An 11,975-nucleotide genomic window follows, 5' to 3' on the forward strand; every position below is an offset into this window, starting at 1 on the left:
CTTAGAGGTGGATCCGGTTCAGTCGACCGTGATTTTTCCCACTTCGATCACCTTCTTCCAGCGCGCCAGTTCCTGCGCCTGGAATTTCGCGAATTCCTCGGGCGTGTTGCCGACCACTTCGAAGCCCTGCTCGGTCAGCCGGGCCTTGATTTCGGGGTCGTTCAACGCGCCGACGATGGCGCCGTGCAGCTTGGATTTCACGTCGGCCGGCAGGCCCTTGGGCGCGCCTATGCCCTGCCAGGAATAGACGTCGACTTCCTTCACGCCCGCTTCATCGAGCGTCGGCAGGTCGGGCAGCAGCGTGGAGCGCTTGGCGCCGGTAATGGCGAGCGCCTTCAGCTTGCCAGCCTTGATATAGGGGACCACGAGGTTGAGGTTCTGGAAAGATGCGTCGGCATGGCCGCCCATCAGGTCGGTCAGCACCGGCGCGCCGCCCTTGTACGGCACGTGCAGGCCGGTCGTGCCGGTCTTTTGCCAGAACAGCGCGGTGGTCAGGTGGTCCGAGCTGCCGGCGCCGGACGTGCCGAAGCTGGTCTTGTCCGGGTTCTTCTTCAGGTAGGCGATCAGTTCGGCGACCGACTTGACCGGCAGGTTGGGATTGACCACCAGCACATTCGGCGCCTGCACCGCGACGGTCAGGAAGTCGAAATCCTTGGACGGGTCGTACGGCAGCTTCTTCTGCAGGTGCGGATTGACCACCCAGACGCCGATGGACGCCACGATCAGCGTATAGCCGTCCGGCGGCGCGTTTTTCACAAAGGCCGAGCCGATGGCGCCGGTGGCGCCGGCCTTGTTTTCCACCACGAACGGCTGGCCCAGCAGCTGGCCGACCTTCGGCCCGATCGCCCGCGCGATCATGTCGGTGGAGCCGCCTGCCGGGAAGGTCACCACCGCGGTGACCGGCTTTTCGGGATAGCCCGCGGCCTGGGCCGATGCGCACAGCGCGCTGCCGAGCAACAGGGCGGAAAGGATACGTCTTGCGTTCATGCTGTCTCCAGGAGTGGAAGTGGATAACGCCGTTTCAGGGCTTGTTTTGAGAAATATCTAAAGAATGAAAGCGCTGCTGGTCAGGACTCAGGTCTCAGGTGACCGGGGCCGGGTTGAACAGCGTCAGCGCGTTGTGCAGCTTCCAGTGTTCGGCCCAGGTTTTCCTGCCGCTGGCGACGTCCAGCATCAGGCGGAACAATTCCCAGCCGACGTCGGCGATGCTGGCTTCGCCGGTGGCGATGGCGCCGGCGTTGACGTCCATCAGGTCATGCCAGCGCCGCGCCAGGTCGTCCCGCGTCGCCACCTTGATCACCGGCACCGCGGCCAGGCCGTAGGGCGTGCCGCGGCCGGTCGTGAAGATGTGCAGGTTCATGCCGGCGGCCAGCTGCAGCGTGCCGCAGATGAAGTCGCTGGCCGGCGTGGCGGCATAGATCAGCCCCTTCTGCCTCACCTTGTCGCCCGGCGACACCACGCCCGAAATGACGCTGCTGCCCGACTTGACGATGGAGCCCATCGCCTTCTCGGTGATATTCGCCAGCCCGCCCTTCTTGTTGCCGGGCGTGGTGTTGGCGCTGCGGTCGACGCCGCCCTTTTTCAGGTAATCGTCGTACCAGGCCATCTCGCGGATCATCGCCTGCGCCACTTCCTCGTTGGCGGCGCGCGCGGTGAGCTGGTCGATGCCGTCGCGCACCTCGGTGGTCTCGGAAAACATCACGGTCGCGCCGGCGCGCACCAGCAGGTCGGCCGCATAGCCGACCGCCGGGTTGGCGGTCACGCCGGAAAAGGCGTCGCTGCCGCCGCACTGGACGCCGACGACCAGGTCGGCCGCGCTGCAGGTCTCGCGCTGGCGCAGGTTCAGCGCGGCCAGCCGCAGCCTGGCCATGTCCATGATGGACGCGATCATCGATTCGAAGCCGACATGCCTGTCGTCCTGCAGCGTCACGATGTACGGGCCGTTCTGGATCGGGATCGATCCTTCCGGCAGCAGCCGCGCGGGCTGCAGCTTTTCGCAGCCCAGGCTGACCACCATGGCCTGGCCGCCGAAGTTCGGGTTCAGGCTGATGTTGCGCAGCGTGCGTATCGGGATGTCCGCGTTGGGCGCATCGATCGCCACGCCGCAGCCATAGGTGTGCTCGAGGCCGATCACGTCGTCGACATTCGGGTAGTCGGGCAGCAGCTCGGCCCGGATGCGCTGGACCGCGTGCTCGACCACGCCGGCCACGCACTGCACGGTGGTGGTGATGGCCAGGATGTTGCGCGTGGCGACGCTGCCGTCGGCATTGCGGTAGCCCTCGAAGGTATAGCCTTCCAGCGGCTCGGCCGGCGGCGCCCTGCGGGTCGCCAGCGGCAGGTTCGCCAGGTCGCGCGCCGGCGGCATGCGCACCAGCGACTCGTCGATCCAGCTACCCCTGGGAATGTCGCGCGCCGCGTGGCCGATCACGACGTCGTAGCGGCGGATCGCATCGCCCTCGGCGAGGTCGGCCAGCGCGATCTTGTGGCCCTGCGGCACCCGGTCCCGCAGCACGAATTCCCCGGGAAACTCGGCCCCGGCCGGCAGGCCGCCCTCGTTGACGACAATGGCGACGTTGTCGTTGTCATGCATGCGGATATACAGCGGCTTGCCTGCTGCGCGGATCGGTGCGGTGGCCTCGCCCATACTGGTCTCCTCGTTCATGTGCGGAATCCGCGTGTGCGGCCTTCGCGTCTTGCCGGTTTGGTGCAATCCGGTCGCCGGGATTGCCCGGACGCCAGGCGGCCCGTGTCCTTCGGTCTCCCGCCTCGCTGCCCGGCCTGTTTGCCGGTCATGCAGCCGTCTCCCGGCATCCGGTTATCAGTCATCAGACAACGTACGATGGAGTATAATCACGACATTCTCAAATAGCAACCAGCGCGCCGTACTGAATTTCGTCGCCAGGAGCCACCGCCCATGAACATACTTTCCGCGCCATCCGCGCCACCGAGGAAGCACCGAAACCTGGCCCAGGGCGTGGTGGCCTTTATTTCCGATGCGATCCGGGACGGCAGCATCAGCCCCGGCGACAAGCTGCCTACCGAGTCGGAGATCATGCGCATCCAGGGCGTGAGCCGCACCGTGGTGCGTGAAGCCATTTCACACATGCAGGCGGCCGGCATGGTGGAGACCCGGCACGGCATCGGCACCTTCGTGCTCGAGCCCGCGGCCCGCCCTGCGCTGGGGCTCGACCCGGCCACCGTGGTCACGATGCGGGACGTGCTGGCCATACTGGAGCTGCGCATCAGCCTGGAAACCGAGGCGGCCGGCCTGGCGGCGGCCCGCCGCACCGAAAGCCAGCTGCAGCAATTGCGCGCCGCGCTCGACGGCTTCCAGAATGCCGCCCGGAACGGCGAGGAAACCGTCGCATGGGACATGCAGTTCCACCTGACGATCGCGCAGGCGTCGGCCAACCGCTACTTCCACGACATCCTGAGCCATCTCGGCACCAACATCATTCCCCGCTCCCGGATCAACTCGGCGCGCCTGGCGCAGGACGATCCGGCGAACTACATGGAACGGGTGGGCCGCGAGCACGAGGACATCTTCAATGCGATCTCGCGCCAGGATGCCGACTCGGCCCGCGCCGCGATGCGCACCCATCTCGGCAACAGCCGCGAGCGGCTGCGCCGGGCGCAGGAACTGATCGAGGCCGGCCAGGCCTAGCGGAATGAAGCGGCACGGCGGGACGGGCCAGTCGTACGACCCGGCCCGGACACTGGCTGGACCCTAGTCCGCCAGCCCCATCCCGTCCGACTTTTCGGGCGGCGTCGCGCCGATCTCGAAGTTGGCCATCATTTCCAGCGCCTTCACCAGCGCCGAATGGTCCCAGGCCTTGCCGCCATGCGCGGCGCAGCTGTTGAAAAGCTCCTGCGCGGTCGCGGTGTTGGGCAGCGAGACGCCGATCTGGCGGGCGCTGCTCAGCGCCAGGTTCAGGTCCTTCTGGTGCAGTTCGATGCGGAAGCCCGGATCGAACGTGCGCTTGATCATCCGCTCGCCGTGGACTTCGAGGATGCGCGACGCGGCGAAGCCGCCCATCAGCGCCTGCCTGACCTTGGCCGGGTCGGCGCCCATCCGCGACGCAAACAGCAGCGCCTCGCCGACCGCCTCGATGTTGAGCGCGACGATGATCTGGTTGGCGACCTTGGTGGTCTGGCCGTCGCCGTTGCCGCCGACCAGCGTGATGTTCTTGCCCATCAGCTCGAACAGCGGCTTGACCTTCTCGAAGGCCGCCTCGGTCCCGCCCACCATGATGGTCAGGCTGGCCGCCTTGGCGCCGACCTCGCCGCCGGACACCGGCGCATCGAGGTATTCGCAGCCCAGCTGGTTGATGCGCCCGGCGAACTGCTTGGTCTCCAGCGGCGAGATCGAGCTCATGTCGACCACGATCTTGCCGGCCGCCAGCCCCTCGGCCACGCCGCCCTCGCCGAACAGCACCGACGCCACCTGCGGCGTGTCGGGAACCATGGTGATGATGACGTCCGCCTTCTGCGCGACTTCCGCGAACGACGCGCAGCTGGTCGCGCCGGCCAGGTCCGCCGGCAGCGGCCTGGAGCTGTGCACGAACAGCGCGTGCCCGCCCTTGAGCAGGTTGGCCGCCATCGGCGCGCCCATGATGCCCAGTCCTATGAATCCCACGTTGCTCATCTGATGCTCCTTGATGCTGGTTAGCGGCCGGCCTGGCGGGCCGACTCGTATCGGGCGGCGAGGCTTTCCGCGCCGCGTCCCAGTATGCCGACGTCGCTGCCGACCGCGGTGAACATGCAGCCGAGTTCGATATAGCGGCGCGCCAGCGCCTCGTCGCCGGTCAGGATGCCCGCGGCGACGCCGCACGCGCGTATGCGCAGGATCGCGTCCTCGATCGCGGCCAGCACGTCGGGATGCTTGGGGTTGCCCACATGGCCCATCGACGCCGACAGGTCGCCGGGGCCGATGAAGATGCCGTCCACGCCTTCCACCGCCGCGATCGCCTCGATATTGCTCAGCGCGAGCGGGGTTTCGATCTGCACCAGCACGCACAGTTCCTCCTCGCAGCGCAGCGGGTAATCCTTCACCCGGCCGTAGTCCGACGCCCGCGCCGCGGCAGCGTAGCCGCGTATGCCGCGCGGCGCATAACGGGTCGAGGCCACCGCGCTGCGGGCTTCCTCCGCGTTCTGCACGAAGGGAATCAGCAGCGTCTGCGCGCCGATGTCGAGATAGCGCTTGATGGTCACCGGGTCGTTCCAGGGCGGGCGCACGATCGGATGCGCACGGCCGTTGGCCATGGCCTGGAGCTGCGACAGCACCATCGGCAGTTCATTGGGCGAATGCTCGGTGTCGAGCACCAGCCAGTCGAAGCCGGAATTGGCCAGCAGTTCCACGCTGACATGGTTGGCCAGGCCGGTCCAGAGGCCGAGCTGCAGGCGGTCGGCCTTGATGGCGCGCTTGAATTTATTGACAGGTATTTCCATGATGCCCCTTTTCAGGTTGGACAGCGCATACGAAAAGGCCGCGCCGGGTGCGATGCCGCCCCGGCAGGACCTGAAGGTTGATGCTTGAAACTAACGCACAAAGCTGGGCTTCTTGTTGTCGAACTTCCAGCCCGGGAAGAAAAACTGCATCGCCACCGCGTCGTCGCGCGCGCCCAGCCCCATGCCGAGGTAGAGCCGGTGGGCGGCGTCGATGGCGTCCATGTCAAGCTCAACGCCGAGGCCGGGCGCGGTCGGCACGGCAATCGCGCCGCCGACGATCTGCAGCGGCGCTTTCGTCAGCCGCTGGCCGTCCTGCCAGATCCAGTGGGTGTCGATGGCGGTGATGCGCCCCGGCGCCGCGGCGGCGACCTGCGTGAACATGGCCAGCGAAATATCGAAATGGTTGTTCGAGTGCGAACCCCAGGTCAGGCCCCAGTCGTTGCACATCTGCGCGACCCGCACCGATCCCGCCATGGTCCAGAAATGCGGGTCGGCCAGCGGGATGTCGACCGATTGCAGCTGGATCGCATGGCCCATCTCGCGCCAGTCGGTGGCGACCATGTTGGTCGCGGTCGGCAGCCCGGTGGCGCGGCGGAACTCGGCCATCACCTCGCGGCCGGAATAACCGTTCTCGGCGCCGCACGGGTCCTCGGCGTAGGCCAGCACGTCATGCTGGTCGCGGCACAGCCGCACCGCGTCCTTCAGCAGCCACGCGCCGTTCGGGTCCAGCGTGATGCGGGCGTCGGGGAAACGCCCGGCCAGCGCGGTGACCGCGGCGATTTCCTCCTCGCCGGCCAGCACGCCGCCCTTGAGCTTGAAGTCGCGGAAGCCGTAGCGAGCATAGGCCGCCTCGGCCAGGCGCACCACGGACTCGGCCGTCATCGCCTTTTCGTGGCGCAGGCGGAACCAGTCATCCTCCGCGCCGGGGTCGGCAGCGTACGGCAGGTCGGTCGCCCCGCGGTCGCCGATATAGAACAGGTAGCCCAGCACGTCGACGCTGGCGCGCTGCTGGCCTTCGCCAAGCAGCGCGCAGACCGGCACGCCGAGGAACTGGCCGAGCAGGTCGAGCAGCGCCGCTTCCAGCGCGGTGACCGCGTGGACGGCGATGCGCAGGTCGAAGGTCTGCTGGCCGCGCCCGCCCGCATCGCGGTCGCCGAAGGTTTCCCGGACCTTCTTCAGCACCGCCAGGTGATTGCCGACGGACTGGCCGACGACGAGCTGGGCGGCGTCTTCCAGCGTCTTGCGTATCGCCTCGCCGCCGGGCACCTCGCCTGCCCCGGTATTGCCGGCGCTGTCGGTCAGGATCACGATATTGCGCGTGAAGTACGGCCCGTGCGCGCCGCTCAGGTTGAGCAGCATGCTGTCGCGGCCGGCGACGGGGATCACGCGCATCGCGGTGACGACGGGTGCGGCGGACGGCGAAGACAGGGTTGGACTAGCGGGCATGACGGCCTTTCGGTATCCACGAAGAGATGACTGGAACAGGAATGGACGCCGGCCTGCCTCACAGGCCGCGTTCGATCCCCTGATTGACTGCTTGATGTCGGTCATCGTACAACATGAAAGCGCGATTGACCAGCCGTTTTTGCATGCCCTGCCCGGTTTCACCGCGGCAGGTGCCGGCCGCAGTCATTGCGACGTCTGCCGGCCCAAAAAAAAGGGCCGCCCCGACGGGCAGCCCCTTTCATCCGACGCCCGGAACGCTTACTTCGGAATCGAACCCTCGACGCCCTTGACGTAGAAGTTCATGCCCTTGAGCATGCCGATTTCGGCTTCCTTGCCGGCCGCGACCACTTCCTTGCCCGACTGGTCGACGATAGGACCGGTGAACACGATGGCCTTGCCTTCGGCAAGCTGCGCCTTCTTCTCTTCCATCGCCTTCTTCGCCTCTTCAGGCACCGACGCATTCACGTTGGCCAGGTCGATCGACTTTTCCTTCACGCCCCACCAGGTCTCGCCATTCTTCCAGGTGCCGTCCAGCGCCGATTGCACGGCCTGCTTGTAGTACGGCGCCCAGTTGATGACCGCCGAGCCGACGTGCGCTTTCGGACCGTAGGCGGACATGTCGGAATCCCATCCGAACGCGTTGACGCCCTTCTCTTCGGCAGCCTGCAGCGTCGCCGGCGAGTCGGTGTTCTGGATCAGCACGTCGACGCCCTGGCCGATCATGGTCATCGCCGCGTCGCGTTCCTTCGCGGGATCGAACCATGACGAGACCCAGACCGCGCGGGTGGTCACGGCCGGGTTGACCGACTGCGCGCCCAGCGTGAACGCGTTGATGTTGCGGATCACCTCGGGAATCGGGAAGGAAGCCACCACGCCCAGCTTGTTGGTCTTGGTGGTCTTGCCGGCCAGCACGCCGGCCAGGTAGGCGCCTTCGAAGGTCTTGGTCTCATAGACCGCCATGTTGGGCGCGGTCTTGTAGCCGGTCGCATGCTCGAACTTCACGTCCGGAAAGTCTTTCGCGACTTTCAGCATCGGCTCCATGTAGCCGAAGGTGGTGCCGAAGATCAGCTTGTTGCCCTGGCTGGCGAGGTCGCGGAAGACACGTTCTGCGTCCGAGCTTTCAGGCACCTTTTCGACGAAGGTGGTCTGCACCTTGTCGCCGAATGCCGCTTCGACCGCCTTGCGGCCCTGGTCGTGCGCAAACGTCCAGCCGCCGTCGCCGACCGGGCCGACGTAGACGAAGGCCACCTTCAGCGGACCGCTGGCAGGCGCGGCCGCGGCGGGGGCTGCCGCTGGCGTGGCTGCCGGCGTGACGGCCGTCTTGGTTTCGGTCTTGTCGCCGCAGGCGGTCAGCATCATGGACGACGCGACGACCAGCAAGCCGGCTTTGAGCGTGCTGCGTTTTTTCAGGTCAGGCATAAATTCCTCAAGGTGTAGATCGGTGGTCAAATAAATTCAAAACACTTTCCGGTAGCAAATTTTACGCCAGATGCTACCGGGAAATCACGCGGAATTCGGGTTGAAGTTCTTCCCCAGCGACGCCGGGATGTTCAGCCTGATCCAGTCCGGGTTGCGCGAGATCAGCGCCAGCACCACGATGGTGGCGACATAGGGCAGCATCGCCATGATCTGCGACGGCACCGCCACGCCCAGCCCCTGCAGGTTCAGCTGCAGGATGGTGACGCCGCCGAACAGCAGCGCGCCGGCCACCACGCGCCACGGCTTCCAGCAGGCGAAGGTGGTCAGCGCCAGCGCGATCCAGCCCTTGCCGGCGGTCATGCCCTCCTGCCACAGCGGCGTGTAGACCAGCGCCAGGTAGGCGCCGGCCAGGCCGCAGCAGGCGCCGCCGAACAGGATGGCGGCCAGCCGTATCATCCGCACGTTATACCCCAGCGCATGGGCCGACTCCGGCGACTCGCCGGCAGCCCTGAGCACCAATCCAGTGCGGCTGTGGTTCAGGAACCATGCAAGCGTCGCACAAAGAACGAGCGCGATATAGACCATAGGATGATGGTTGAACAGCACCGGCCCGACGAAGGGGATCTTGGACAGCACCGGGATCGCCATGCTGGTCGACTTCAGGCTGATGCCGGTGTACGGGATGCCGACGAAGGCCGACAGGCCGGCGCCGAAGATCGACAGCGCCAGGCCGGTCGCATACTGGTTGGTGTTGAGCCACAGCACCATGACCGCGAAGAAGGCGGCGGCGGCCATGCCGCCCAGCGCGCCGGCGATGAAGCCCAGCGTCGCGCTGCCGGTGCCCACCGTGACGGCGAAACCGGAAATGGCGGCCAGCAGCATCATGCCTTCGGCGCCGAGGTTCAGCACGCCGGCCTTTTCATTGACCAGCAGGCCGAACGCGGCCAGCATCAGCGGCGTGCCGGCATTGATGGTGGCGGCCAGCGCGGGGGCCAGCAACAGCAGAAAGGTATCCATCCTATTTACTCCAGCGTATGCGGTAGGCGATCAGCACGTCTGCGCCCAGCAGGAAGAACAGCAGCATGCCCTGGAACACGCCGGTAATCGCGTTCGGCAGGCCCAGCCGCGACTGCGCCAGCTCGCCGCCGATGTAGAACAGCGCCATGATGAAGCTGGAGAACAGGATGCCGATCGGGTGCAGCCGGCCGACATAGGCGACGATGATGGCGGCGAAGCCGTAGCCGGGCGACATCGACAGCACCAACTGCCCGACCGGGCCGATGGTCTCGATGACGCCGGCCAGGCCGGCGGCGGCGCCGCTGATCAGCAGCGTGGTCCACAGCGCCTTGCGCTGCGAGAAGCCGGCGTAGCGCGCCGCCAGCGGCGCCATGCCGCCGACCTGCAGCCGGAAGCCGGCGAAGCTGCGCGACAGGAACACCCAGCCCAGCAGCGCGGCGAGCACGGCGAACACGAAACCCAGGTTCAGCCGCGTGGTCGGCACCAGCGTGGGCAGCAGGAAGCCGCTGGAAAACATCTTGGACTGCGGGAAGTTGAAGCCCATCGGGTCGCGCCAGGGACCTGTGATCAGGTAGCCCAGCAAGAGCTGCGCGACATAGACCAGCATCAGCGACACCAGGATTTCATTGGTGTTGAAGCGGTCCTTGAGCAGCGCGGTGATGCTGGCCCAGGCCATGCCGGCCAGCATGCCGGCCACGATCACCAGCGCGATCGCGCCGGCGCCGCCATTGTTGCCATGGTCCAGCGCCAGCGCCATGCCGCCGCCGCCGATCGCGCCGGCCACCAGCATGCCTTCGGCGCCGATCGACATGATCGACGAGCGGTAGCAGATCGCGTAGCCGATCGCGCACAGGATCAGCGGCGTGCACTTGACGCCGATCTCGGTCCAGCCGCGCACGTTGCGGATGGGTTCCCAGAAAAACACCGACAGCCCGGCCAGCGGGTTCTTGCCCAGCAGCGCGAACAGCAGCGCGCCGCACAGCGTGGTCAGCAGCACCGCCAGCACCGGCGACAGGTAGGACATCAGCTGCGACGGCGCGGCGCGCGGTTCAAGCTTCAGCATGCTGCGCCTCCCCTGCTGCGCCGGCATGGTCGATGCCGCTCATCCACAAGCCGATCTGCTCGCGGCTCACGCTGCGCGCCGGCACAGGCGCGCGTAGCCGGCCCTTGGCGATCACCATGATCCGGTCCGATATTTCAAACAGTTCATCCAGTTCTTCCGAAATCACCAGCACCGCGCATCCTGCGTCGCGCAGGGCGACCAGTTCACCGCGGATCTGGGCGGCCGCGCCGACGTCCACGCCCCAGGTCGGCTGGGCAATCACCAGCACCTTGGGCTGGCGCAGCATTTCACGGCCAACGATAAATTTCTGCAGGTTGCCGCCCGACAGGCTGCGGGCCGCCGCCTGCGGACCGCCGGCCTTGACGCCGAAGCGGCTGATGATGGACGCCGCCATCGCATTGATCGCGCCGAAGCGCACCATGCCCATGCCCACCGTGGCCGGTCCCTGGTGCGACAGCAGCACATTGTTGGCCAGCGACATCTCCGGCACCGCGCCGCGCCCCAGCCTTTCCTCCGGCACGAAGCCCAGGCCGAGGTCGCGCCGGCGGGCCGCATTGAAGCGCCCGACCGGCCGGCCGTCGAGCCTGATCGCATCGTGCGCGGCGCGCGGGTCCTCGCCGGACAGGGCCGCCAGCAGTTCCTGCTGGCCGTTGCCGGACACGCCGGCCACGCCCAGCACTTCGCCGGCATGCAGCTCGAAGCCGATGTCATGCAGCTCCGTGGCGAACGGATGGCTTTTCGCCAGCGACAGGCCCTCGACCACCAGCCGCGCCGGGCCCGGCGTGTGGCTGCGGGTCTCGATATGCGGCAGGTCCGCGCCGATCATCATCCGCGACAGGCTGGCCGCGGTTTCCTGGCGCGGGTCGCAGACGCCGGTGACGCGGCCACCGCGCATGACGGTGCAGGTGTGGCACAGCGCCCGGATCTCGTCGAGCTTGTGGCTGATATAGAGGATGCTGCAGCCTTCCGAGGCCAGCTGGCGCAGCGTGCCGAAGAGCTTTTCCACCGCCTGCGGCGTCAGCACCGAGGTCGGCTCGTCGAGGATCAGCAGCTGCGGCTTGGTCAGCAGCGCCCGCACGATCTCGACCCGCTGCCGTTCGCCGACCGACAGCGTATGCACGTGCCGCTGCGGCTCCAGCGCCAGGCCGTACTGGCCGGCGGTCTCGGTGATGCGCGCGGCCAGCGTGTCGAGCCGGGTGTCCGGCGGCAGGCCCAGCGCGATGTTCTCGGTGACGGTCAGCGTGTCGAACAGCGAAAAGTGCTGGAACACCATCGCGATGCCCAGCTGGCGGGCGGCGGCCGGGTTGGCGATGCGCACTTCGCTGCCGTTCCACAGCACCTGCCCGGCGTCGGGCTTGACCGCGCCATAGATGATCTTCATCAGGGTGGACTTGCCGGCGCCGTTCTCGCCCAGCACGGCATGGATTTCGCCCGGCTGCACGGTCAGGCTGACGCCGTCGTTGGCCACCACGGAGGGATATTTCTTGGTAATGCCGGTGAGCGTTAGACGCGCATTCATCATTTGCTTCTGTCGTGGTGTTGCTGAAAATTACAGTAAATTTGCCTCGCTGCCTAGAAGCAA

10 protein-coding genes are annotated in these 11,975 nt (G+C 66.9%); 1 reads left to right on the top strand and 9 read right to left on the bottom strand.

The genetic code is table 11. The features are described 5' to 3' along the window. Positions 1 to 18 precede the first annotated feature (18 nt). Complete coding sequence (locus tag QOL82_RS09435; RefSeq protein ID WP_283441998.1) at positions 19 to 987, bottom strand: Bug family tripartite tricarboxylate transporter substrate binding protein; 969 nt, start codon at positions 985 to 987, stop codon at positions 19 to 21. A gap of 94 nt (positions 988 to 1,081) precedes the next feature. Next, complete coding sequence (gene garD, locus QOL82_RS09440; RefSeq protein WP_283441999.1) at positions 1,082 to 2,662, bottom strand: galactarate dehydratase; 1,581 nt, start codon at positions 2,660 to 2,662, stop codon at positions 1,082 to 1,084. 252 nt (positions 2,663 to 2,914) lie between these two features. On the opposite strand from garD, the gene QOL82_RS09445 reads away from it, so the two are divergent. Next, the gene (locus tag QOL82_RS09445) at positions 2,915 to 3,664 is read left to right on the top strand and encodes a FadR/GntR family transcriptional regulator (protein ID WP_283442000.1); all 750 of its coding nucleotides are present in this window, start codon (positions 2,915 to 2,917) and stop codon (positions 3,662 to 3,664) included. Positions 3,665 to 3,727: 63 nt separating this feature from the next. On the opposite strand, the gene glxR is transcribed toward QOL82_RS09445, so the two are convergent. The 7 genes from glxR to QOL82_RS09480 form a co-directional block, all read right to left on the bottom strand. Then, on the bottom strand, positions 3,728 to 4,645 hold the full coding sequence (gene glxR, locus QOL82_RS09450; RefSeq protein WP_283442001.1) for a 2-hydroxy-3-oxopropionate reductase: 918 nt from the start codon (positions 4,643 to 4,645) through the stop codon (positions 3,728 to 3,730). Positions 4,646 to 4,665: 20 nt separating this feature from the next. Then, entirely contained in the window at positions 4,666 to 5,448 is a 783-nt protein-coding gene (locus tag QOL82_RS09455) for an aldolase/citrate lyase family protein (protein ID WP_283442002.1), read from the bottom strand. Between the two features lie 90 nt (positions 5,449 to 5,538). Then, positions 5,539 to 6,894, bottom strand: a complete 1,356-nt coding sequence (gudD, locus tag QOL82_RS09460; protein ID WP_283442003.1) for a glucarate dehydratase — start codon at positions 6,892 to 6,894, stop codon at positions 5,539 to 5,541. Between the two features lie 258 nt (positions 6,895 to 7,152). Further along, positions 7,153 to 8,313 (bottom strand): BMP family ABC transporter substrate-binding protein, encoded by a 1,161-nt coding sequence (locus QOL82_RS09465; RefSeq protein WP_283442004.1) that lies wholly within the window; start codon positions 8,311 to 8,313, stop codon positions 7,153 to 7,155. An 84-nt stretch (positions 8,314 to 8,397) separates the two neighbouring features. Beyond that, entirely contained in the window at positions 8,398 to 9,330 is a 933-nt protein-coding gene (locus QOL82_RS09470) for an ABC transporter permease (protein ID WP_430438459.1), read from the bottom strand. A 1-nt stretch (position 9,331) separates the two neighbouring features. Next, positions 9,332 to 10,393, bottom strand: a complete 1,062-nt coding sequence (locus tag QOL82_RS09475) for an ABC transporter permease (RefSeq protein ID WP_283442005.1) — start codon at positions 10,391 to 10,393, stop codon at positions 9,332 to 9,334. Next, entirely contained in the window at positions 10,380 to 11,912 is a 1,533-nt protein-coding gene (locus tag QOL82_RS09480) for an ABC transporter ATP-binding protein (protein ID WP_283442006.1), read from the bottom strand. The genes QOL82_RS09475 and QOL82_RS09480 overlap by 14 nt, the downstream gene beginning before the upstream one ends. Positions 11,913 to 11,975: the final 63 nt, after the last annotated feature.

It is taken from the genome of Noviherbaspirillum suwonense (assembly GCF_900182955.1).
Classification (GTDB): domain Bacteria; phylum Pseudomonadota; class Gammaproteobacteria; order Burkholderiales; family Burkholderiaceae_D; genus Noviherbaspirillum_A; species Noviherbaspirillum_A suwonense.

Bases quoted from the DNA above. Each gene is read 5' to 3' on its own strand.
- QOL82_RS09435 (WP_283441998.1), bottom strand. From the start codon at position 987: ATGAACGCAAGACGTATCCTTTCCGCCCTGTTGCTCGGCAGCGCGCTG.
- garD (WP_283441999.1), bottom strand. From the start codon at position 2,662: ATGAACGAGGAGACCAGTATGGGCGAGGCCACCGCACCGATCCGCGCA.
- QOL82_RS09445 (WP_283442000.1), top strand. From the start codon at position 2,915: ATGAACATACTTTCCGCGCCATCCGCGCCACCGAGGAAGCACCGAAAC.
- glxR (WP_283442001.1), bottom strand. From the start codon at position 4,645: ATGAGCAACGTGGGATTCATAGGACTGGGCATCATGGGCGCGCCGATG.
- QOL82_RS09455 (WP_283442002.1), bottom strand. From the start codon at position 5,448: ATGGAAATACCTGTCAATAAATTCAAGCGCGCCATCAAGGCCGACCGC.
- gudD (WP_283442003.1), bottom strand. From the start codon at position 6,894: ATGCCCGCTAGTCCAACCCTGTCTTCGCCGTCCGCCGCACCCGTCGTC.
- QOL82_RS09465 (WP_283442004.1), bottom strand. From the start codon at position 8,313: ATGCCTGACCTGAAAAAACGCAGCACGCTCAAAGCCGGCTTGCTGGTC.
- QOL82_RS09470 (WP_430438459.1), bottom strand. From the start codon at position 9,330: ATGGATACCTTTCTGCTGTTGCTGGCCCCCGCGCTGGCCGCCACCATC.
- QOL82_RS09475 (WP_283442005.1), bottom strand. From the start codon at position 10,393: ATGCTGAAGCTTGAACCGCGCGCCGCGCCGTCGCAGCTGATGTCCTAC.
- QOL82_RS09480 (WP_283442006.1), bottom strand. From the start codon at position 11,912: ATGAATGCGCGTCTAACGCTCACCGGCATTACCAAGAAATATCCCTCC.